Annotated in this window: 14 protein-coding genes and 3 tRNA genes; 9 read left to right on the top strand and 8 right to left on the bottom strand. The window is 39.8% G+C overall.

The features are described 5' to 3' along the window. Positions 1-265: 265 nt before the first annotated feature. Both V7K89_RS10740 and V7K89_RS10745 read left to right on the top strand, forming a co-directional pair. Positions 266-472 carry a hypothetical protein gene (locus V7K89_RS10740; RefSeq protein ID WP_335186935.1) on the top strand — a complete coding sequence of 69 codons (207 nt, stop codon included), beginning with the start codon at positions 266-268 and terminating at the stop codon, positions 470-472. A 107-nt stretch (positions 473-579) separates the two neighbouring features. Next, entirely contained in the window at positions 580-828 is a 249-nt protein-coding gene (locus tag V7K89_RS10745) for a hypothetical protein (protein WP_335186937.1), read from the top strand. An 892-nt stretch (positions 829-1,720) separates the two neighbouring features. Here V7K89_RS10745 and V7K89_RS10750 read toward each other — a convergent pair. The 5 genes from V7K89_RS10750 to V7K89_RS10770 form a co-directional block, all read right to left on the bottom strand. Further along, entirely contained in the window at positions 1,721-2,575 is an 855-nt protein-coding gene (locus tag V7K89_RS10750) for a PEP-CTERM sorting domain-containing protein (RefSeq protein WP_335186940.1), read from the bottom strand. A 970-nt stretch (positions 2,576-3,545) separates the two neighbouring features. After that, the gene (locus tag V7K89_RS10755; protein ID WP_335186942.1) at positions 3,546-6,602 is read right to left on the bottom strand and encodes a hypothetical protein; all 3,057 of its coding nucleotides are present in this window, start codon (positions 6,600-6,602) and stop codon (positions 3,546-3,548) included. Between the two features lie 30 nt (positions 6,603-6,632). Further along, positions 6,633-9,401 (bottom strand): tubulin-like doman-containing protein, encoded by a 2,769-nt coding sequence (locus V7K89_RS10760; protein ID WP_335186944.1) that lies wholly within the window; start codon positions 9,399-9,401, stop codon positions 6,633-6,635. A gap of 20 nt (positions 9,402-9,421) precedes the next feature. Further along, the gene (locus V7K89_RS10765; RefSeq protein WP_335186946.1) at positions 9,422-11,254 is read right to left on the bottom strand and encodes a vWA domain-containing protein; all 1,833 of its coding nucleotides are present in this window, start codon (positions 11,252-11,254) and stop codon (positions 9,422-9,424) included. A gap of 754 nt (positions 11,255-12,008) precedes the next feature. Then, positions 12,009-14,930, bottom strand: coding sequence for a GAF domain-containing protein (locus V7K89_RS10770; RefSeq protein ID WP_335186948.1), 2,922 nt, complete (start codon positions 14,928-14,930; stop codon positions 12,009-12,011). Between the two features lie 134 nt (positions 14,931-15,064). Between V7K89_RS10770 and V7K89_RS10775 the strand changes: the two genes are divergently transcribed. Both V7K89_RS10775 and V7K89_RS10780 read left to right on the top strand, forming a co-directional pair. After that, positions 15,065-15,376, top strand: coding sequence for a hypothetical protein (locus V7K89_RS10775; RefSeq protein WP_335186950.1), 312 nt, complete (start codon positions 15,065-15,067; stop codon positions 15,374-15,376). Positions 15,377-15,390: 14 nt separating this feature from the next. After that, positions 15,391-16,563: a quinone-dependent dihydroorotate dehydrogenase gene (locus tag V7K89_RS10780; protein WP_335186952.1), complete on the top strand. Its 1,173-nt coding sequence runs from the start codon at positions 15,391-15,393 to the stop codon at positions 16,561-16,563. A 283-nt stretch (positions 16,564-16,846) separates the two neighbouring features. Here the strand turns inward: V7K89_RS10780 and V7K89_RS10785 are convergent, their stop codons facing one another. Continuing rightward, a complete protein-coding gene (locus V7K89_RS10785; protein WP_335186954.1) occupies positions 16,847-17,593 on the bottom strand; it encodes a hypothetical protein in 747 nt (248 codons plus the stop codon). A 541-nt stretch (positions 17,594-18,134) separates the two neighbouring features. On the opposite strand from V7K89_RS10785, the gene V7K89_RS10790 reads away from it, so the two are divergent. The 4 genes from V7K89_RS10790 to V7K89_RS10805 all read left to right on the top strand — a co-directional run bounded on the left by V7K89_RS10790 (position 18,135) and on the right by V7K89_RS10805 (position 20,238). Then, a tRNA-OTHER gene (locus V7K89_RS10790) sits at positions 18,135-18,264 on the top strand. Between the two features lie 35 nt (positions 18,265-18,299). Beyond that, positions 18,300-18,427, top strand: a tRNA-OTHER gene (locus V7K89_RS10795). A gap of 46 nt (positions 18,428-18,473) precedes the next feature. Beyond that, positions 18,474-18,599: transfer RNA gene (locus V7K89_RS10800), tRNA-OTHER, on the top strand. Positions 18,600-18,636: 37 nt separating this feature from the next. Then, positions 18,637-20,238, top strand: coding sequence for a TROVE domain-containing protein (locus V7K89_RS10805; RefSeq protein ID WP_335186956.1), 1,602 nt, complete (start codon positions 18,637-18,639; stop codon positions 20,236-20,238). A 299-nt stretch (positions 20,239-20,537) separates the two neighbouring features. Here V7K89_RS10805 and V7K89_RS10810 read toward each other — a convergent pair whose 3' ends face one another. Together V7K89_RS10810 and V7K89_RS10815 are read right to left on the bottom strand one after the other, a co-directional pair. Continuing rightward, positions 20,538-21,107: a hypothetical protein gene (locus V7K89_RS10810; protein WP_335186958.1), complete on the bottom strand. Its 570-nt coding sequence runs from the start codon at positions 21,105-21,107 to the stop codon at positions 20,538-20,540. 30 nt (positions 21,108-21,137) lie between these two features. Then, a complete protein-coding gene (locus tag V7K89_RS10815) occupies positions 21,138-22,727 on the bottom strand; it encodes an ATP-binding protein (RefSeq protein ID WP_335186960.1) in 1,590 nt (529 codons plus the stop codon). Positions 22,728-22,846: 119 nt separating this feature from the next. On the opposite strand from V7K89_RS10815, the gene V7K89_RS10820 reads away from it, so the two are divergent. Then, positions 22,847-23,068 carry a hypothetical protein gene (locus V7K89_RS10820; RefSeq protein WP_335186962.1) on the top strand — a complete coding sequence of 74 codons (222 nt, stop codon included), beginning with the start codon at positions 22,847-22,849 and terminating at the stop codon, positions 23,066-23,068. The last annotated feature ends 9 nt before the right edge of the window (positions 23,069-23,077 follow it).

Here is a 23,077-nt window from a genome sequence, read left to right on the forward strand (position 1 = left end):
AATGCTTCTAAACTAAACATAGGGCAGGTGCTGGATTTAACGCTATTTTCAGCTTACTACCTGCTCCTTTCCTTATCCCGAACTCAGGTTAAATAATGTAAGTAACTTGATAATATAAAGTTTTTTCTTTTTTTACAAAAAATTTATGTAAAACTACTATTCATCGAATTGTAATAGTGCTATTGTTTGTATGCTACTAAAAAACAAGTTGTAGTGGCACGACAACAAACAAGTTGACCTTACTAATTTTTAGGAAAGTAAAATCATGATTATCAACGATCTTTCTCATGTAGAAACCGTTCTTGAAAATGAGAATGTTCAAGGTGGAATAGCTTTTGCAGATGCTGTTTCAACAGCATACGCTAAGGGTAAAATCTTCGCTATCACCAGCATTTCCACTAGTACCGTTGCTGTTTCCAAAAAATACAGCCTATCTGCTAGTTACGGTGCATCTAGTTCTAGTGCCGCCTAAATATGCCTTAGTACTACAGTGTACTATAGTGCATTTTAGATAGAAAAATTGCTGAAAGTTCTCAAAAACTTTCAGCAATACATTCGTTTTTCAAAGAGAGCTTTTTTATGAAACGATTAAGAATTTCCGATCTCAGTTTTTGTGAAGATGAAGTTTCCAATCTTAGTCAAGTACAAGGGGGAGTTGCATCTGCTTACGTACGTAGTTATTCTACTGCTAAAAAGAGCAGTTATAAAGTAGGCAACGGTACTATTGAAGCTACTTTTGAAGGCGCTATTGCTGGCGCTATTGCTGGCGCTATTACTGATGGTGATAAGGTTATTGTATCTGCCAATACATCGGCAACAGTTTCCTAAAGCTGGCATAACCAGATTGTAGGAAGCTTTTATGGGCGATGTCCATAAAAGCTTGTTAGGAATATTTCTATACCTCTATCTTATACCACATATAGCAGTATAAGACAGTAGGTAAAAGCGACACTTCGGCGTTGCTCAATGACTATGCTTGTTTTTGAGTTCAAAGCTTATGGAAAGTCAGCCCAGATAGCAGCAGTATATAATGCAATTCTGACTACAAAATTGATTCGGAATAGCTGTATTTTACTAGGGATGGATGTTAAAAATACAGCTAAAAACGATTTGCATGAATATTGAATTGATTATGCTGTATTTGCAGCTAACTTTCCTTTTGCTAATGAACTTAACTCAATGGCAAGACTTGCCAGTGTAGAACGAGCATGGTCTTCTATCTCTAGGTTTTTTGACAACTGCAAAAAGGGTACTCCAGGTTTAAAACGATATCTACAGTTCCAAAAAGATTGTCGCCCTGCTGATTACAAAAAATCAGGACAGAAACTTGTGGATGGTCGAAAATCTATAACCTTTAACAACAAAAAGCATTGGGCGATTAAATTAATAAAGCATCAATGACCTACACTATCCACTAAAACACACGTTTGTAAGTGTGGCCGTGTAATGGATAGGAACGAAAACGCAGCAATAAAGTGCGATTCATTCAGTCGAAACCAAATAATCGGGAGATTACTGACCTCTACAGGGTAATCCATGAGGATTGAGTTCGCACTTTAATCCTTTCTAGATGACAACTTCATTTTTATCGCTATTTATTTGCATTTCTTTAATGCTTGTCTGTCAGAGTGCAAAATCAGAAAATTATCTGCATACCTAATGACTTGGAGTTTCCATAAATGCCATTTCCCCGACTTGAACTTCTCTTATTGCAAACATACTAAACAGACCTTAAATCCTTATTAACCAACAACGCAGCCGAAGAAGCTCTTTTACGCTTGCGTATCGAGACAGCACCAAACATAGTGCAACTAAACAGCGCTAGAATTGTTGAGGGTTCTGGGACAGTATATACGCTCACCTGATTACTTTTAAATTCTATTAAAGTTAAACGAGTTGACTTATCGAAAGTACGGGAATATTTACCCTTAAAGCTAGTCAAAGCATATTCCTGTGTTCCGCCAAAAGATTTATCAATAGAAGTCTGACTTGAATCAAGAGTTATGCTACTACTTGGTTCAAATACAAAAGCATCATTGTTACCTATAGTTGATAAATTTCCAGAAATCTTAAAAGAGTCCAAAAGATTATTAGTATCGCTGTCGTATAACTTATATAAGAACTCTCCACGAGCATTTGCACGTTCAGTCACAGCATCATCAATGGATGTTTTAAGGCTAAATAAGCCACTGAAATCAAAGGAAAACTCTTTGTCTACTATAAAATCGTAACCGATAATCGCAGCCAAGCTTTCTGCCGACCCTGTATAGCCATCACCCTGACCTTGAGCTTGGCTGAAGGATAAATTGGATGCAGAGTTGTTTCCATCGACATTAAATTTAGCCTCAGCATTAGCATCAGCAGTTACTTGACCACCTGTGCTAATTGTGTTGGTAAAAGTATCAGTCAAAGTCCTAACATCTAAAGGGCTGCTACTAAAGTTGTTGATGTTGAATTTTGACTCAGAATATGCAATGGTAGCAGCTTGGCTCGGTAAGGTAGCCAATATCGAAGTAGCGATCGCTGGAGTAGCTAGTGCAAAAAAACGATTGACAAATTTAATGTAATTTTTCATACAAGGCTCTCTTTTTGTTTTTAGGATGATAGTGTTGTAAATTTGCCATGCTTACTGACTCCTTACTAATGAGCAGGAGTAAAATATAGGCAAATAAGATGAACAACTTGGGAAATTCTCAAGCTAATTTTGTTTTATGCAGAAGAAAACTTCTATATAAAACGAATATTTATTTACCGCTTAGGCATTAAAAATTAAATAATAACCGCATCAGTAATTTAGTTATATTTTTTATGCACTAGGTAATTGCTTACATACTTATACTAACCGTGCATCTATTAGTTCGTTGTAAAGTTTGAGTGAAAAGGAGAGTTTTTTTATTGGTATTTACGTAAGGATTCAGGTAGGGAGGATCTGATACCAATTCAAAATTCAAAATTCAAAATTCAGAAAGCCAGACATCACAAAGGTTTGGGTGTATGTATCTGTGGCATTCTTTTTTTAAATTGGTATGACATAAGTGATGTTGATGTCAGAGATCCTTTGATGGCAAGCAAGTCACTGGAAAATCAAGCGATGCTCGCATATATCAATTGTCGAAGTACATGATTGGTATCAATCCGGTTTGGTTAAGGTGCATAGTCTAAATAACCCTGTTAGTCCCTACGGTGTACACACAAGTCCTAAAAACCTAGCTTGATAAAACTTTCCTTGTTCCCAGTCCGAAACTGGAAATGCATTCTATTGAGTTTATGACTCAATATCTAGACTGGAGGCGCAAGGTCTAGCCTTGTGACTTTATAATCAGATATTTTTTAACTGGAAGTCCCTTAGAGCTGATTCGTAAAGAAAATTTTAAGCATATCCAATTCATTGCTGGACAGGACTTTCAAAGAATAAACGCTCTTATGGCTCAAATTCCTGAAATCCTTACGAATTAGAGACTTTACTCTAGTTTACAAATTAGCTCTTAGGGATTAGGTTGGGTCTATATTAAATTTCCAGAGAGGTAAAAAAGCTGATTGAATACCTAATTCAGAGGGTTATAGTCTGAAAGTAGATGATCCAAAAGCTTACGTTCGTGGAGATTTAAATCTGAGGCAGATGTTCCGAATTCCTGTAGTTTATGGTAGGTAAAATCACGTTCAAATGTTTCGATACGTTCTTGTAAGCCTCCATAGAGTTCCTCAAGGGTAAACTCAGTTGCTAAAGCTAAGGCAATTTGTTCTCGGTCTTTACCAAGTGACCGACCCTTGAATTGATAATCACCTTGAGAATGCTGGGATAGTAGCCCAAGCGCGATCGCTAACAGCAGAGTTTGATAAGCTAGCTTTAATTCCCTACCAGAACCAATTTCCTCTGGAATTAAATCGAAAACGTTTTCGTCTGGCTCGATTTGTTCGCTCTGAGTCCGTTCATAGCAGTCTCGATAATACTCAATTTGACTGAGAAAATATGCCGGAAAGCCCAACGAACGAGTCAAAATACATAATCGCTGCTCATCTTCAGCTACCAAGGCGGTTAAACTACGACTAAAGCGACTGTAAAACGCAAAAACTTGTTCTTTATCTTTTGCTCCCACCCAGAGGGTAATCTCCCGTTGAGAAGTTGGGTTTAAGTTAGTGTCGATATCTTGAATTCGCAGCAACAAATTAGCGCTATCATAAAGCTGATTCAAACGCAAATTAGCTGTATTAGCGGCAATTAAATCTGATTGCTTTAAAACTTTGCCAATAGACAAATTACCCAATTGCTCGAACTGCTGCCGAGCAAAGGGCATAAGTTGATTCTGAAATTCTTCAGCAGAAATTTTCCACGACTGAGAACGGCTAACCTGTTCTTGAGTAAACTTCTGTGTTGGTAATGTGGAAAGAAAACTTTGGTAATAAGCATCAATATCCGCATCAGTCAGAACTGTGAGCCGAGTTTCGGAGAACTTCGTGGTAGCTTGATCGCGTTGAGCAACCAAATTATTGTATATCTCAGAGAAATCAGCCAAAGTTTGACGTAAGGTTTCAGTTCTTTGTTTAGCTGTTTTAATCAAATAATTTAACGCCTCGACACGGAGATTTTGGGCGTATAAATCGTACTCTAACTTTAATTGTTCATTATAGTTGCGGCGTAATTCTACGGCGGTTGCTTTAACAGTGCTTTCTAGGCGTTTAAGTTGTTTTTGAACCTTCTGAATGCGATCGCGAATATTAGTGCTGTACTTGAGCCAAACGATACCTAAGTAAGTCAAAATTGTTACCGCAGTCCAAAGCAGATAAGTAACTAAGTTAGCCCAAAACTTTTGCAATAGTAGCCATAATGTTGATTGACTGAAAATTCCGGTTATAATCAGCAAGGCGAATAAAGCACCAGTAACCAAGGTAGGATAAACGATTAGATACTGTGAGCGAAAACGGTTTTCTTCTGTTAGTAGTTCATCTAATTTATCTGTGGCTGTTTCGAGTTGATTTTCAATGGCCGTTAAGTGGTTCTGAGCTACAACGATCGCGGCTTCGGCTTGTTCACGAGCGCGAGCGATCGCCGTAAAGCGAATTTGTCGAGCTTGTTCGATTTCGGCATTTAACGCTTGGCGATACTCAGCAATTGCCGTTTCTAACTGTTTCTGAGTTGTTTGTAGCTCTTGCAGTTGTTCTTCAGACTTTCTTTGAGCTAAAGCATCTTGTAGTTGTTGCTGCTGCAATTTTAAGGAGACAATTTGGTTGAGTAGCTTTTGAGTAGCTTCATGATCAATTGTTACCTGCAATCTTGAGTCGAGAAATGCTTCAGCCGCACGCAGTTCTGTAACAAGATTCTGGGATTGATCGCCTATGGCATCCGTTTGCAGTTCCAAATACAAAAAGGTCAATATATTTAACAGCCTAGCTGCTTCATGCAAGCCTCTAGGTGTAGCATCAGCATAGCGATTAATGGTGCGGTCTAAGAAGGCGGTTAGTGTTGCCTGTAATTGTTTGCAACAATTTTCTAGCGTGCGCTTATAGGAAAGTAGCTCTTTATTTTCAAATTGCCGATAAGCACGCTGTAATTCTATCCTATATTCCTGAGCCTGGCCAGCACGCATCTCAAGGCGCGGATTAAAATCTTGCCAAACTGGTTTGCCGTTGTTTCGTTCTAATCCGAGAAAAGCATTACTGAAATCTTCGCTGAGTATAAATCCTTTGGCATCTAACAGGCATTTGCGAATTGCCTCTGGAGTAAATTCTGCCTTCGGTAAAAACTGCTCCATGATAATATCGGCAGCTAAGGCAGCACTCAAACGATTAATAGTTGTTTCTCCTGCGAAAAATAATTCTCCATAACCAAATGAACTATAAGCGGGTATTTTCCCTCGTACTTTTTGTACGCCAATCAATAAGCCATTGGTTTCCGGTTCCACAGTGAGAAAACCTGCCAAAGCATCAGCATAACTAGGTAAATTATCCCTCAGTCCCCCAATTCGCCCGTCCATCAGCCAGCAGTTATCAAAAGGTGCTACTTTTTGAGCAGCTTTAATCACAACTCCACTGGTCATTTTGTGATCTAACTCTTTCAGGAAAGCGTAAGCAGCACCGTAATCAGCAGTTTTGGCTTGGGAAAATAACCCTGGTAGTAACAACAAAGCTTCTAAGCTGTAAGGAATATCGACAAAGTAGTTAGAAAATAACCAACGAATCAAGCGTACTATGTCAAAAACTACTCCCTTAGCAAATTGATTGCTGACTGACAGCATGAGATATACTTGATGGCTGTTGCTAATTTCTACTCCTTGGCGTTTCGCTGCAAGCACTTCTTTTGATTGACTAGCCGTTTTCAATAATTCAATCAGTGCAGTTTGCAGTTCGCCAGTCGCTTCGCTGAACTGGGTACGAATTTTGGAGACATAAGCTTGTTTACTATGAGTTTGAGCCAGATCAAAACTCGTGTCAGCAAACCGATCTAACTCGCTATTAAAGCTAAAAGTTTGACCATCCCAAGTTAAGGTATAAGTTTGAATTAAACAGCTTTGGGTAGCCGGAAATTCTTGCAGTTGCCGTTTCATGGCTGCACAAAAAGCGGCACTGTGAGGATCGAGTGCAAGTAAAATAGTTGGTTTTGGCATGGGAACACTCTCAGAGTGCAAACTATGGGGCTAAATAATCACATCTAAATCTTCCAGATAAGCTTCAATTTCCTGGATTTCCATTTCTACCTGTTCTTTAATCTGGGCATCAACCTTGCCTCCGTTTAAAACCTGATTCAGGTGATTGATGTAGTTTTGCAAAGTAAATTTGGCTTTTTCTTGGTCTTCGTGGGTGATACGCTCAACTTTGTCAGCAATTTCTTTAACTAGAGGCAAGTTACTTTTGAAAGCTTTAAATGCTAACTTGCGTAGGCTTTGCCCGCCGTAGGCATCGCCTCCCAATGGCAAAACTCCGCCTTCTAATCTTTTCGCTTGTTCTGTAGAAACGAAATATTTCCTACCCTGATTGACAACCAATTTATATGGATCGGGTGCTAAGGCTAAAGCAAACCAACGCAACGCCCCACCATCGTCTTCCGGTGGAATTAAATTAGCTAAGTTTGTCCAATTACGATGCAGGTGCTTAAAGACTTTATTTGGATCTAGGTAAGCTGACTCCATATCCCTCATTCCGTTGAATGCAAATAAGGGAACACCAATTTCGACTCGAAACAGCATCACTTTATGGGGTTCGCCTGTCGGTACAAAAGAAGGATTATTACTTCCTTTAGGTAAACGGCTAGAAAGAGGTGGATCGCTAAAAATTGTATTACTACTCTCTACTCCGTAGTAATAAAATTCTGTGATCACGTGCTGCTGTTGAACGGGAATTTCCGTTTCTTCATACTGCCAAAGAGGAACTGCAAGTTTGCCAAGTTGTTGCAAATCTTGCCCTGCATCTTCGGGATTACTATCTGCTAAAACCTGTTCAACAGTCATACTGGTGAGCGGATAGTAAGCTTCATCGACAAATTTCAGAATTTCGTTCTTGACATCTTCAGCTTTTTTCTCAGACCAATTCGTTAAAGTTTGAGACTGTTCTCGATACCAACGGATAAAATCTTCGCCAGTAACTTTGGGACGTTTTGATTGGAGATTGATGCGCCCAATGGTATGAATAAAGGGATTATCGTTACTTCCTTGACGGTTGACCTCGTGATAACTCTGTTCTAAATCTCGATAAACTTTATCTAAGTTGCTATGTAAACGTTGGCATTTTTCTTTGATTTCTTCTACCTTAGCCCGTAGTACACCATAGAGTTCAGCCGCTTTATCACAACGTTTCCAATGTAAATAAGTCTTCCACTTTTGGTCAGCCCGTTCTTTGTATCTCTGGCAAGCAGCTTGAATAGTGTTTTTATTTGGGAACCAAGTTTCTGCGACTTCTTTAATTTTTTCTTCTTGTGGTTCTAATTTCAAAGCATTGAAACTAGATTGCGCTTCTTGTGACTTGCGCTGCACGCTTTGCTGTAATTCGTCTAATTGTTGAGAAAGTTTGCTCAAGAAGTCCAAAACATAAGCTAATCCATTGGGACGGTTAAGACCGCGTTCCCAGAAAGTTGCGATCGCAGCAGTTGCAGCCTGCTCTAAGCGATAAAAACTCAATCCCAATTCTTGAGCCGTCCGTTGTTCAAATTGATCTAACTGCCGTTTGTAAAGTTCTTTGATTGTCGCCAAAGCTGTGCGATCGTGACGGATTTCGCCAATTCTAAATTCGGGTTTTATTTGTCCACCGCGATCGCTTTCAGTCAAGGCATTGAGGACAGTAGTTGCTTCTGCTAACTTGCAATCTTCTAAAAACCGGGCGATGTCGCTTTCTAAATCGATTGCTGGGGTAGATGCCATTAACTCATTCTTCAGCAAGCTTTGAGCATCCTCTAATTTCATCCGCTCGTATTGCTGTACTGGCAGAGTCAAGGTGGCAAAGCCAAAACTACAGTAATTTATATTGCGCCCTCGAACTTTTTCACCATTTGCCAGATAAGCGCGAATGTTATCAGCAACGTTAGCGGCGTCTAGACCGATTTGAGAACCAATCTGGATGTACAAACCATCTGCAACTAAATTTTGCAAATCGTCTGGACGACCGACTACAGTTCCATTTTTGTTAACCCCGTCAATTAAAAATACTGCATCAAAGGGAGGGCGATCGGCTTTGATTTTTGTGACACCATAATCAATCTCAATGCTATTAGATGGTGACAATCCCCAAAAGTGTTCGATTTCTTTGAGTGCGCCATAAGCATTAGACTTGACCAAGTGAGTTTGGGGAATATTGGCAAACACTCTGGGTAAAACAAATACCCCCGTAATATTAGAAAAATTATTGAGATGTTGCCGTGTTAAAAAAGCCGTATCTAAGAATGTGCCACTGCCCGTCCCACCAGCCAAACTGCCAACAATAAAAACTTCGACACCATCCCGACTGGAAACTTGATAGTTATCTGAAAATGCTTGTTTGTTGGTGCGAATTTCGCGGACAGCATTGATTGCTTGAGAAATTAAACTTTTGATATCGCCTACTCTTGCAAAAAAGGCGAGCCGCCCCCGGGCCCGAATCTGTCCAGCACCATTGATCAGGGCGTTTGCTGGAATGTCCCTAGGCCACCATTCCGCGATGTGGTCGTTACGTGTTAGCGGTAGGGGATTTGCAACAGAAATTGCATAAAGTTCATTAGGTTCTAAAAAAACCTTAGTTCCATCAGGTGATTTTTCTCGTTCTTGGATATTTTCAGTAGTATCAATAGAAATAAAACGAATAACTTCTGGTACTGAGCCGTAAACATCTATAAATCGCTTTTTAAGTTTAAGTACGACTTCATAACCCGTTCCTCCTAGCCCGATAACAACAGTAGGACGAAAAACAACCGTGGGACGCACAACCGTGGGACTTAACATTCACTTTCCTGTGATATTATTCAAAAGTTTGTCTGCCCACTGCTTGGCTCAGAGGGCCTTTGGTGTTCAATCCAGTTAAACTGCAACTTAACGTTGCCAATTTCGATGATGTCCTCGTTGTAGAGTTCATCTGTATTTATCTTTTTAGTATTGACAAAAATTACACCTTTCAAACACTGTAAATCTATATTTTTTTTACCTGCCCGCCAAACTGTGACTAACTCAGCATCAGAATCTGTAGCCGCAATAGCTGGTATCAAATCACTCAGGCATACTCTAGCCTTCGGTAGGTGAGTGAGACTAATCTCTTCATCTTCCAATGATTGTGGCAGTGGTTCCAGCACTACCAACGCTCCTTCTAAACGGTTACGGTTGCGGAAATCTTCGACTAATTCCAAGGGCGTTTTGCGTTGAATCAAACAAACTACTATCAAAGCAATTAACAACACTAGCAGCCCTAAAAGTAACCAAATAACTATTTTTCGTCCCAATGGAATCAGAATATGCAGATGAACTTCCGTACTGACAGGACTAGCAATTGAGTTATCTGGGGTCAGGACTAGGGTGAAAGTGCGATCGCCTTCAAAATTGCTATCAGCAACCTGCAACTGCACAGGAATATTAGTTTCTCCTGGTTGTAAGGATATAGCTGCTGAAGGTTCTGCTACAGAAATCTTTCTGGAATTGCCTTGCAACTGTAAGCTAGCTGTTCCGGATATATTAGTGTGAACTACCAAAGTTTGGGTTTCAGTGGTTTTGCCTACCTCTGTTGAGCCAAAATCTATTTTTGTAGGTTGTATTTGTAGTTTCGACTGAATGGTTAAAGGTAGGTCAATTGTAATTGGTGCGATCGCTTGATCTGCGCTTATCAACACTAAGCGCAAGTTATTAGTGCCCCCCTTTGCCTCTGCTGGTATCTGTAAACGCACAGGAATCACTGTTGCTTGATTCGCAACTAAGTCGATGGTGCGATCGGGTGAAATTAAGCTAATACCACTTTGCTGAGGGTCTTCCAGTTGTAAACTTACCTTAGTATTGACATTACTAATACTATTAATATTCAGTGGTTCAGTAGTTGTTCCAGGTAATAATTGTGGTAAATTAGCAGTAGGTAAATTAACATCAAGTTTTGGTTTAATAAGCGCTGGTCGGATATTTTGAGCCAGTTGGTTAAGCTGAACTCCGCCAGGATCTCGCAATACTTGCCCCTTACCGCAAAGTGCTGGATTGCTAGCAAAGTCATTTAGTTGCTTTTCGTGTTCTTTTAATCCTAAAGACACAAAAAATATGTAGGGCTTGCATTGTTGCTCACGTAGAAATTGGGCATTACTAGGAATAGAAATAGGATTAGGAATACCACGCACATCTTCTAATCCGTCTGTTAGAAATACGATACTAACAGTACGACCAAGAGCATCAGCACGTTTATTTAACACGGCAGAATGTTGCAAAGTCTTTTGCACAGCCTTACCTGTATAAGTACGTACACCCTCAGCTTTAAGTGAGTTAATTATTTGCTTGAGCTTACCTCTATCTGGATTACTGTTAATAGTGATATCATTGGCGTTTAGAGTGACATCTCTATCAAAGCTATAAATAGTAACTGTGTCGCCTAATCTAGCCGTGTTAACAAATTCAGTAATAGAATTTTTTACTGGCTCAAAAATATTTTTTGTTCCACCTACACCACGCATGGAAGCAGAAGTATCTACTACTAAAATCCAGTCAATTCCTCCTTTAGTAGTAGTCTGAGCCGATACACTACACAAGTTAGGAATTGATATTAAGGTCAAAACAATAATGTTTCGGATTGAACTAAATTTCAACCAATGCTTGAAGTATCTAAAGCTCATTGATAGATTCCTCCAGACATATAAATTTTATGTTGAGATTTAATCTTCTTGATATTTAGAAATATTTTGTAGCATCCATATACTTCTATTTGCTGTAAACTTGAAATCCATAAACTGACAGTTATGATTTGATGCACTAATTCCATATCATTCTCTAAAAAATGTAGATTTAAACTGCTATTGCTATCACAAAAGCAATATAAAAAGTTGATTAAATATATAAATATAATATGTGGTTTTTTAATTTGATTGTAATTTAATTATTCATACAAAGCGTTAAGTGTTACTTTGATATTAACCAATAATTAAATTCTGAAAAAATGTTATATTTTTTTAATTAATAAAATTTATAAATAAAAGTTATAAAAAAATAATTAAATTAATTATTTTCCTAAAAATTAAATTAATAATAGTGTTAATCAGCTTTTTATCAAGTTATATGTTAGCTAATTTTTTAAAAAATGTCACGTTTTTTTAGATATTCAAGTTACCAAAGTTTACCTGTTTAACTATTAATCAACTCAGTAAATATATAGAAAAAAGTTTGATTATTGACAATATAATTTTATATTTACGTTTAATTAACCTTGACAGTGATAAAGATAAATTGTTAAGGCTTGTAGTTATAGCAGTTCTCGTACAAGTCGGATAATTAACCACAGCACATCTGTACTAATCTTTGCTGTAGGAATGCGAAGCGCATCTGCATTGAAATTTCAACCCTTAATTCACCGTGATTTCACGCAAAGCTGTACTAAGAATCATGAACAGCTAACGGCAACAACAAGCGACTGACTACCCGATTATCTGGTAACTGATAGAAATTCAACTCTCCTCCTAGTTCTTGCATGAGGTTTTGGCAGATCGCCAAATGTAAAGCTGGTGGTTGGTCAAGATTGGAAGGAGCAAGTATATCTTTAGATGTATTATCATGTAATTCTGTTAATAACTGTGGTTCGATCGCACCGTTATATGTGATTGATAATTCTAGCGATGTCTGATGTTCAGCTCCTCCACTTGTAGAAGAATGCTTTGTATCTAAGGGTTTTGACGCATCTAAACGGCGACACCAAATATCAATTCTGCTACCGGTTTGAGAACGGTTACAGGCAGTAACTAATAATTCATGGATAACTAGTTCAATTTTGACAATATCACCAGCGATCGCCATTGCAGATTGAGTGCTGGAGGTAGGAACGCCTCTAACTAATGAAGAATTCTTGGGCGCTTCTTGCTCGTCAATTGGTTGTCCCAAACCATGTACCCCAATCCACAGCTTTTGTTGTTTAAGTAAATTTTCGATCCGTTCGAGCGATCGCTTTAGTAAACTGGCTATGGACATAGTTTCCCAACTAATATGTAGCTGCCAGTTCTCAAGTTTTAGCATTCCACTCATAGAGGTGGCTGTATAATCTAACTGCCGTAGCAATAGTTGGTAGCGCATCTGAGTCAATTCATTAGCAGGAATGCCCAAATCGTGTATTTGTTTAAGAGAATGGGCCGTTATTCTTTGAATTTCCTCTAAACGACGATGTTTGTACCAGTTGAGTTGTCGTAATTCTTGTGTTGTGGATTCCAAAAGTCGGATAATTTGCTTTTCACGACGCCACCAGGCTAATTGAGAAATCAGAGCTGCTGTTGCACTGAGGCTTTGTTCTGACCAGCGACGCTCTTGATAGTCTACAAGCAACACTACACCAGTGGTTTCATAAACAGCAGTTGTACGTAATGCCATTACCAAAATTTGACTTTTGTTTGGAACATTCAACCATTTCCGGGTTTCTGGAGGTAAATTATCCACCTTCAAAGTTAGGTAAGTCTCTGTAGCAAGTGCCCACTGAATTAAGGCTTCAGTCTGGATAGAAATAGATACATCAGAAAAAATCCCAAATTGGCTATTGTCAATCACTCCAGGAATAATTTCTGCCCAACTTTCGCCAGGTGCCCAGGATAGCATTAGCGCTAAGGGACAACCCAAAATTGATGCTATTTGTTCGAGAGATGCACCTTCTAAATGCTTTTTTTCGACCTCAATGCTGTTCTGGGATTGTGTCAGGATGCGTAAGCATTGCTCAAATGCCTGGGAAGTTTTTTGCTGCTGGGTGGTGCGATTATGTAATTGCCACTGACGAACAATTACACCAATCTGTTGACTGACCGCCCACAGCAATTCCTTTTCTAGAGTTGTCCAAGAACGATGGTTTTCATGAGTAATCATCAAAAGTGCTGCTGGTATATGTTCGTGAGTGCATTTACAAACAAGTAGCGATCGCACATTATTCTCTAACAACAAGGGCCGCCAGTTAAAAAAGCGTAAATCTTCATCTAAGTTCTCAATTTCCACCGCTTGAGTTGAACTTTGCAAAAGCTGCCCATCTAATTCTTTGAGAGTATGCAGGGTAAATGTCAACGGTCGGCGATTATAAGGCTGACTTTGGTAAGTAAATTGATAATTTTTCTGCTCAGGGTCATACTGCAACAGTAAAAAGCGGGTAGCACCTAATCGAGCTAAAACTCTTTTAGCACAACTGTGTAAAGTTACCTGAAGGTCATGTTCGCTATAGATACCTTGGGCAACTTGGCTAGTCAGTTGAGCATCCTCTTGAATCTGTTTGATTGTACTTTCCATGCTTTCGGTAGGTACAACCAGAGAAATTAAACCAGCAACACTCTGGACGAAATTTTTGTCTGTGTCTGTCCAGATGCGAGGTTCATTGCTTTCCACCGCCAGAAAACCGACTAAGTTCTTTTGCCAGATAATCGGAGCTGCTAGGAGCGATCGCACCTTCAAGCGTTCCAGCAATTTTGCCGTAAAATGGCTTTTTAAAGAACTGCGGGCATCACCAATTGAGACTATTTGGTTAACTGCCAAAGCATAATAAAAATCGCTCAAATCCTGTACAGTCATTCCTGCTGCTTGCTGACTGCTAAAATTGCGATCCATTTTGACCAGCTGATTGCTCATTCGACACCAAAAGTAGCGCCCTTCCCGCTCAAACCAGTAAACATTTGTCCGGTTGGGGGAGACAAATTTATGAGTTGCTTGCACCGCTGCTTCAAGTCTTTGATTTAGGTTGCTGAGGGTGCGTAAATTTTCTAGCAATTCTAATAATGGCTCGTCGGTTCGCCTGGTTTGCTTTTGGTGCTTATGCATCTCATTTTGATAAAGCACTGCTCCTAGTTCACCTAAAACCATCATCAAACGTGCTTTTGTTTCTCCTGTCAGTAGGTAGCCCCAGCGTTCTGAACCCAATAATAGCAAGCCCAAGCAACGGTCTTTGTAGCGAATTGGTAAAATAATCGTTCCTTGGATGTGGAATTTTTCGGCAATTTTTCGCCATTCAGCGGCACGGATTTCAGTTTGCAAATCAGCTACGCCTAAAGGACGATGTTCAATTACTACTTGTTCTAATAAATCCCCAGGACTTAGAACAACTCTTTGGTGTAAAAAGCTCATGTCATGATCGGGTGTGATGCCTCCTTTTCCGAATAATATGTGATTCAGGCGATCGTAAAGAGCAATCCAAATCAGTTTGTAGTCAAACTCTTCTTTGAGATAAGAAATAGTAGTTTCAATCAGAACGTCAACATCATCTTCTTCTCTGAGGCTCTGGAGGAGGCGCCCCAAAGAGAGGATCTGCTGTTCGGCGGCTATAGGTTTTTGCGGCTGCCCCATCTGATTTCTTGGTTAACATAACTTGTAATATATAAGATGCCCAGAAAAGCACCCTGAGTAATATTGCCACAGGAGTTTGCTAAAAGTTGTAGGTAACAGGTTCGTTAAAGTTAGATTATGGACATGCTAAGGAAATGGGTGAAACTCCTTCTGATGCTCAAGAGGAGCAGAGACAAATCTCAGAGGAAAAGCGAGAGTCTGCTGAAGATACCAGGCTCTTGCAAGAAGAGCAGCAACAGCTTACTGAAGAAATGAGAAATTCTGCCGAAGAAACCCGGCAGCTTGCTGAAGAAATGAGAAATTCTGCCGAAGAAATGCGGCAGAATGCTGAACAAGTGCGGGTAGCTAAAGAAGAACTCCGACAAGCTAAAGAGGAAGCACAGCAATCTAAAGACGAACTCCGACGAACTAAAGAGAAAGCGCGTCAGTCTACCGAATTAGCGTAGTGTTAAGGATTGAAATGGATATTTATCAACTTGCTATTCGTCCGCTTTTGTTCAATCTGGTAAAAACTGATTCAGAGTGGTTACATCAGCAGACGATTCGCAGTTTTAGTTGGCTATTGCAAACAGGTGTTTGCCCTCCTGCTAGTTGGATCAACCAACGCCTAAAGCAGTCTTTATGTCTGTACGATTCACGCCTAGAACAAAATTTGTTTGGGCTAAACTTTCCAAATCCCGTAGGATTAGCAGCTGGCTTCGACAAGGATGGAGTAGCTGCTGGCATTTGGTCTAACCTGGGTTTTGGGTTTGCGGAACTTGGAACTGTAACTTTTCATGCACAACCAGGAAATCCGCCTCCCCGTTTGTTTCGCTTGCCATTGGACAAAGCTGCTCTCAATCGGATGGGCTTTAATAACAGTGGTGCAGCAGTAATGGCGGCACGTTTGGAACAAGAAAAGCATGAGTTAACCCGATCAATACCCATAGGGATAAATTTGGGTAAATCTAAGGTAACTCCCCTAGAAGCAGCCGCAAAGGATTATCTCGATAGTTTTCGTTTACTCAAGAATTTGGGAGACTATTTTGTTGTTAATGTATCTTCTCCCAATACACCAGGATTACGATCGCTCCAAGATGCTTCTATGCTCAGTGCCATCTTGAATTTATTACAACAAGAAAATAATGCACAAAAACAACTTTTTGTCAAGATAGCACCAGATTTATCATGGGAAGCGATCGCTGACATTATTTCTTTAGCTAAAACCTACCAACTCGCGGGAATTATTGCCACTAACACCACTATCCGCCGTGATGGACTGAAAACCCAGGTAATTGACCAAACTGGCAAATCACCCCAGGAAGAAGCCGGCGGAATTAGTGGTGAACCATTGCGCGATCGCTCCACTGAGGTAATTCGTTTTATTTGGCAGCAAACTCAAGGACAAATCCCGATTATTGGCGTGGGTGGCATCTTTTCTCCTGAAGATGCGTGGGAAAAAATTACTGCTGGTGCTAGCTTGATTCAGGTTTATACAGGCTGGATTTACGAAGGCCCAATGATGGTACGCCGAATTCTAGCAGGTTTACTTTCCCAGCTAGAACAAAGCGGATTAAATTCCATCAACGAAGCTGTGGGTTTAGAATTCAAAAATCAACGAAGGCAGGAGGCAGAGAGCAAGAGGCAGGAGTAATACCAATTCTCTAAAATAAGGCAACAGATGTAAGCAAAGATTGCCTTGCTGCATCTAAATTTCTCAATTACGAATTGCGTTAGCGAGTCCGCGTTCGCTTTTAGCGTCTCGAAGAGAGCGTCATTGCGAATTGCGAATTGGTATAAGACTGCCCGTACTTTATAACTGCTGCGACCAGAGGGAGCAAGGATTTAAGATAACAACACTGAACTCTCGTTCAGAACTACCAAATCATTCTAGGTCAAATAAAGCGATGATTTTCCCCTCCTGCCTCCTGTCTTTTTCAACCTTCTTCTTCCAGTGGGAAAAACTCTTTAACTTTTTCCGAGTATGACCATGCAATACCATCAGGGTCTTTGCTGCGACTCCACTCAGGAAACTCTGGATCGTTTCGCCGTTTATAAACTGTGCTGGAATAGACATTGAGCCGTTTAGCAAGTTCAGATTGAATCAGAGAGCCAAAAACTAATTGTTTTTCCAGGGATAGTTTAGCTTCCTCATGTGTTTGCTGTGGGAGTGATTCGGTTTCTGGTTCTTCCTCCTGTGGGGTTGGTGGTGCTAATAGCAATGGCTGCGCCAACGTCTGCGACGAACGCGCTGTTTTAGTAACTGGTTGAGCCGGAAATTTTTTAACTGGCTCACTACTATCAAGAATATTGCCGAGAATGCTGGCAGTTATAAAGTAATAAGACTGCCCTGCCTCTTCAGAGTTGACTATACTGGCACCAAATTCCGAGGCTTTAGCATCCAAGTAGCGTTTTGCCGTTGTTCCAGGAAAATTGCCCCTGATTGCCAAGTCCATTGGCGTCAGTCTGCCCTGATTTTCACGAACCAATTGATGAAAAATTGGGTTAACTCGTACAGTCCACTGTTGCCATTGATATTCCTGCCAAAGCTTGAAACCAATTACCAGCACAATTACCGCCAGTAAAATTCTCCAAGTGGCAACTAGGAAAATAATCAAAAACGAGATGGGCAAAAGTAGAACGAGAAAAGCCTTACCGTCACCTTCTATGGGTTTCTCACTCATGCCGATTTTTGCCAAGTGAATTTTGGGAAATAATATTATTATATTGGCAAAAATTGAGACACTTTTTTGTATCTTTTGGCAAAGTCACGGCAAATTTGTCGGCAAAATCTTACTCAGTAAGTGTTATAGGTTTTTCAACCTTCTGCTTATCTAATATTGGTCTGCGATCGCGCAAAAGCTTTTTACCAGAGAAAAGAAGGGGATTGTGATGAGAGCGATCGCCATACATCTCGGATAATCTGCTCCCGAAATTCTAAGCAATCGCTTGCTTGTACTTTTCAGACTTTTCTTTCCAAAGCAATAATTCTAAATTGGTTTGCCAGACCCTTGACAATCAATAATACATATACTACAGTAATAATACAAGTCAACTTTCACTAGGAAGTTAACTTTCAGCAGTAGCGAATAGCTCAAATGGCAGAGCGCCCACCTTGCCCTGAAGGGCCGACATATCGAGGGTTATCGCATATAACTAAAACACCCCCGATTTAACTTCTGGAGGTGTAGGTAAAAATCCTACTTCGTTACAGCAAATTTATATGTGGTGGGTAGCTCAGTGGATAGAGCGCCTAAATATCCTTATTCACACCTTGCCTGAAAAGGCCGACGAATTGAGGGTTATCGCCTGCCAAGCGGGAGGTCGCGGGTTCAATTCCCGCTCCACTACACCAAATCTAGTCCTGAAATTTTAATTTTGAATTTTTATGTGGCGGGTAGCTCAGTGGTAGAGCGCTAAACATCCTTGTTCACCCCTTGCCTGCAAAGGCCGACGAATCGAGGGTTATCGAATCGGGTTCGAGAGGTCGCGGGTTCAAATCCCGCTCCGCTACACCAAATAATTTTGGATTTTAAATTTAATCCAAAATCCAAAATTTTCATGTGGCAGATAGCTCAGTTGGTAGAGCACCGAAAAACATCCTTGTTCACACCTTGCCTGAGAAGGCCGATGAATTAGGGTTATCGCCTCTTAAGCCGGATGTCGCAGGTTCAATTCCTGCTTTGCCACCTTTCATTTTTGCCTGCAAGGGCCGGGAGATGAAACGATGAATTACAATTTTTTCACTAAAAAGAAAACAATTACACCCCAAAATCAACCTATCCCCGGACGAGAAGCAGAAATGGTTCAGGGGCGTTCCGGTGGCTGGATGTTTGATGCTGGTATTTGGAAAATGCTGCGTCGCTGTTTATTAGTTGGCACAGCAAAAAGCACTTACTACGCTTGTAAACAGGAATTAACTGAAGATTTTGTGACAGTTGTCAGACAAGCTATTGCCGAAAATCCTGGCCGTGTCGCAGAAGAAATTTTGTATGCTAGCGATGGACGCGCCATTAATAACAGTGCGCCTATCTTGGCTTTAGTGTTGCTCTCTATGGGTGAAGCACCAGAAGCAAAACAGGCGTTTGGTGAAATTTTCCTGCAAGTTGTCCGTACTGGTAGCCACTTCTACGAATGGCTGAACTACACCAAATCTCTACGAGGATTTGGCAAAGTAGTACGGGAAGCTGGTAAAACTTGGCTTTCAAGAGAAGATGTTAAGAGTTTAGCTTATCAACTGTTGAAATATCAACAGCGTCAAGGCTTCTCCCACCGGGATGCATTGCGGTTGTTCCATGTCAAACCGCCTACAGAAAATCACCGTCAACTATTTGAGTGGGTAGTTAGAGGCTGGGAAGAATTGCCAGCAGATATCCCCTCAGAAGCGTTAGCGCAGATTTGGTGGTATGAGTGGCTGAAGCGGAATCCAACTCAAACTCATGAAGCTATTTCCCAAGGACGCTTAACTCACGAAATGGCTGCACCAGTGGGCAAAATGGATCAGCTTGCTTGGCAGCTACTATTTCAGGAAATGCCAATAGGTGCAATGTTGCGTAACTTGGGTTCTTTAACTGAACTGGGTGTGTTGCGAACAGATGAAAGTGCCAACTTGCTGCAAGTAGAAGCAGTTCTTAACAACAAAGAACATCTGCGTAAAGGTCGCATCCATCCAATTGATGTTTTGAAAGCACTCAAAACTTATCAATCTGGTGGCAGATTAGGACGCAGTAAGAAAACTTGGAACCCAGTTCCTCGGATTGTAGACATATTAGAAAAGGCGGTTGAACTGTCTTTTGATGTTGTGCAACCCACAGGTAAAGTGTTTATGCACGCCGTAGACGTTTCTGGTTCTATGGGTAGCATGGTTGCAGATATGGGACTGAGTTGTTGTGAAATTGCCACTACAATGGCACTAGTGACAGCAAAAGCAGAGAAAAACTACATGATTCGCGGCTTTGCTACGGAATTCCGGGAATTGGATATCACTGCTAAAGATAGTTTTAGTTCTGCTGTAGCGAAAGCTAGGAATCAGAACTTCGGCGGAACGGATGCGTCTGTAGCTTATGACTGGATGATTAAGAATAAGTTTAAAGCAGATGTAGTCTGCTTTTGGACTGACTCAGAAAGCTGGGCTGGGTATAAGCATCCAAGTCAAGCGCTGAAGGAGTACCGCAAAAAGGTAAATCCCAACGTCAAAGCGGTATATGTCACCTTGACACCTTACCAAATTACTTTGGTAGATCCTGAAGATCCGCTATCTTGGGATTTGGCAGGGTTCGACCCAGGTACACCTCGGATTATCCAGATGCTGGCTACAGGTGAATTGTAGATATTACTGAAGGATAAAGTTTTTCATCCTTTATCCTTCATACTTCATGGCGGGTTATCCTTGTTCGCAACTTGCCTTTCGGGGCCGAAGAATTTAGGATTATCGGTTACGTCTCCACCATTGTGGGGATTAGCGGGTTCAATCCCCGCACCCGCCTTTATTTTTGATTTTTACCTCACGCAAAGAAAAAAGCGATTTAATTTTTGAATGGTCGTTTTTCTATTTCAGCGATGGGTAAGAGTAGGGTGTCTTCGATGTGCGATCGCATCTGTAAAACTTGTGAGTTAAAATCCTGCTAATTAAATCAAAAATCTTGCTATGAATGTGCTGCAAGATTGTTCACTTATTTTTAGACTAGAAATTGCTTGTTTTACTTCCTTCATTTGTTGCTCAAATGACAGGTTAGTAAATATTTTTAGTGCTTTTTCCAAGTTTACTTGGCTTTCCTCAAAAGCTTCTTTACTTTCATTATTTTTTATAATTTGATGTAAAACTATTCCTAGCTCATGTAAACTTATCCCCCTAAAATAATAACAGCAAGCTAAAGACAGAAGTACGTTAATCATTAATTTATCTTCTTTAACTCTTGTTGCAATCACTAAAGCTGTTTGAAAAAAATCTTGGCTTACTTTAAAACTTCTTTGGCAGTATTCAAATTCTTTATTACTTTCTATAAACTTTCCTTCTCTTTCGTCAATTATTCCTAATCTGTGTGTAGTTAATGCAAATTCATAAAGTACTATGCCTAAATTACTATAACAATCAATATATTCCAAAACCATATTTCTGATAGCATGAAAAAAAACATTGTCTAATAAATTTGGCTCTTGTCTTAATTCCTCAAAACAACCTGCTCCATAAAACTCCATAGAATGATAAACAACTTCTAAGGCAATAGTTTACTGTTTAGTAAGTTCTTGTTTTACTGCTATTTCTGCATTTTCGATATTTAGATACATTTGTTCTTGAGTATCATTCACTTTGGTGCAAGTAATTTTTGGGATAATTGTTTGGCAGTTATTAGATATTAATGTAGATAAAAATATTCCAGCTTTAGCATGAGATTGTTTCCAATCATCTGTTAATTTAAGTCTTTCTATCGCTTCTTGGCGGATAAGTTCATATAAATAGTATCCTTCACTGCTAAACTTTACTAAAGCTCTGTTTTTTAAATCTCTGATAAATCGAAGTTTATTTCGCTCATTTTGCTCATCCCAAAGTAAGCAAAAAATTCCTTTTTCAGATATTACAGGAATATATTGATAACGGTAACATCCTAAGTGGCATAAAAGTTTATAAGCTTGAGGATTATCTTGTTGAAGTTTGTTAAACTGGCGTTGAACAAGTTTTTCTAGATTTTCTAAAGTTGGATGCCTCAATAGATCATCACAATTATCCTGCCAGTAAGCTTTTAAATTTCCTTGCGATTCATTTAAAATTTCAGGACTCAAGAGATACATAGCAAAGGCATTTCCGCCATAGGCTCGATTTATTTCGTAAAGAGCATCAGTATCTATAGTAATGTTGCGACTAACAAAATAATCCCTCCAAGCTTTATGTTTCAACTCTGGTAGCCAATAATCTTGAAAACTTTTAAGCTTGATTAAGTCGGGTTCATACAGTAACTCAGAGCTAGTAATCAGGGTGACTGACTGCACACTTTGATGAGCTAGTACTGTTAATAGTGCTATATAGTTACTATTATGTGATTCTATGAATTCACCATTTATCAAAGCAAATTCAAGATGATGAATTAACACGCCCATTCTTTGCTCTTGGAGCCTACTTTGAAATTGCTCCATCATAGTCATAAAATCTTGTTCTGGATTCTCTTTAAAATCATATCTGAGCTTCACCCTAATCCAATCTTCTAATGAGTTGAGGTTTTGGGGTGTAGTTCCTACACGCAGATCAAGATATTCTAAACCTTGAAGCTCAAACCATTTTTTAGCCAAGGTTGTTTTACCTATACCGCCCTCTGCGTGAATTAGGATAACTTTTGCACCTTCGTTAACAAGGTTGTTGAGGTGTGCGATCGCTTCCTCACGCCCCACAAAATCACAATTGTTGGATACTGGTATTTCAGAGACTGACTCTTGAGGCTTATGGTTTGCGGCTGTGTGCGATAGAACTGAGCTAGATGATCTAGCCTTATATCCAGCTTCTTCCAGCCACTTATAGATATCTCTCCAGTTCTCTAACGTGTTAGTAAGTCTATTGGTAAGTGTTTCAACATATCGGTAAATAGTTTCACAAAGATCAGCATTAAGACCTCTAGAGTTTTTGCAAAGCTTTTTAGCTATTTCATCTGGACTATTAGCGCAAAGCAAGCCTCTCAAATGCAGCTTTTCGATTTCTGTAAGTCCCTTTCTTTTGTGAGGCGCTACTTGTCGCTTAGATAATTCAAGGTCTTTGTACAACCTTTCTAAATCCCAGTTGTGAGCAGCTTCTGTAAATTTTTCTTCAGGAGAATTTTGGATAGATGCCATTCTTAGAAATATTTATCAAATTCCTAACACTATCCTAACCAAGTACCTAACGCTTGTTTGGTAGCTTTTTAACAAGGGTCTGCAAAGCTATAGATGTAGTGATTCAAACACACCAAATTATGAATAAACAGCTATTAGCACCCGTACAACTCTGCTTATCTGTTGATAAGCGAATCTCACTTATCCTCAAAGATATTAAACAAAGCCGCCAGCCACTCGCTATGGAGGCTGTGAAAAAAATTGAGGAAGCACAGTATCTACTTGAATCTTTACAACAAGCAGGAGGTATAAAATCCGTAACAGCAAGAGTTGCGATCGATGACTTACTAGCAAAATTTTAAGCTGCTTCT

The organism is Nostoc sp. (assembly GCF_036917515.1).
Taxonomy (GTDB): domain Bacteria; phylum Cyanobacteriota; class Cyanobacteriia; order Cyanobacteriales; family Nostocaceae; genus Nostoc.

What these genes read in the sequence shown, in the direction of transcription:
- V7K89_RS10810 (WP_335186958.1), bottom strand. Translation starts at nt 21,107, where the DNA reads ATGGAGTTTTATGGAGCAGGTTGTTTTGAGGAATTAAGACAAGAGCCA.
- V7K89_RS10740 (WP_335186935.1), top strand. Translation starts at nt 266, where the DNA reads ATGATTATCAACGATCTTTCTCATGTAGAAACCGTTCTTGAAAATGAG.
- V7K89_RS10820 (WP_335186962.1), top strand. Translation starts at nt 22,847, where the DNA reads ATGAATAAACAGCTATTAGCACCCGTACAACTCTGCTTATCTGTTGAT.
- V7K89_RS10760 (WP_335186944.1), bottom strand. Translation starts at nt 9,401, where the DNA reads ATGTTAAGTCCCACGGTTGTGCGTCCCACGGTTGTTTTTCGTCCTACT.
- V7K89_RS10780 (WP_335186952.1), top strand. Translation starts at nt 15,391, where the DNA reads ATGGATATTTATCAACTTGCTATTCGTCCGCTTTTGTTCAATCTGGTA.
- V7K89_RS10755 (WP_335186942.1), bottom strand. Translation starts at nt 6,602, where the DNA reads ATGCCAAAACCAACTATTTTACTTGCACTCGATCCTCACAGTGCCGCT.
- V7K89_RS10765 (WP_335186946.1), bottom strand. Translation starts at nt 11,254, where the DNA reads ATGAGCTTTAGATACTTCAAGCATTGGTTGAAATTTAGTTCAATCCGA.
- V7K89_RS10750 (WP_335186940.1), bottom strand. Translation starts at nt 2,575, where the DNA reads ATGAAAAATTACATTAAATTTGTCAATCGTTTTTTTGCACTAGCTACT.
- V7K89_RS10805 (WP_335186956.1), top strand. Translation starts at nt 18,637, where the DNA reads ATGAATTACAATTTTTTCACTAAAAAGAAAACAATTACACCCCAAAAT.
- V7K89_RS10770 (WP_335186948.1), bottom strand. Translation starts at nt 14,930, where the DNA reads ATGGGGCAGCCGCAAAAACCTATAGCCGCCGAACAGCAGATCCTCTCT.
- V7K89_RS10785 (WP_335186954.1), bottom strand. Translation starts at nt 17,593, where the DNA reads ATGAGTGAGAAACCCATAGAAGGTGACGGTAAGGCTTTTCTCGTTCTA.
- V7K89_RS10815 (WP_335186960.1), bottom strand. Translation starts at nt 22,727, where the DNA reads ATGGCATCTATCCAAAATTCTCCTGAAGAAAAATTTACAGAAGCTGCT.
- V7K89_RS10745 (WP_335186937.1), top strand. Translation starts at nt 580, where the DNA reads ATGAAACGATTAAGAATTTCCGATCTCAGTTTTTGTGAAGATGAAGTT.
- V7K89_RS10775 (WP_335186950.1), top strand. Translation starts at nt 15,065, where the DNA reads ATGGGTGAAACTCCTTCTGATGCTCAAGAGGAGCAGAGACAAATCTCA.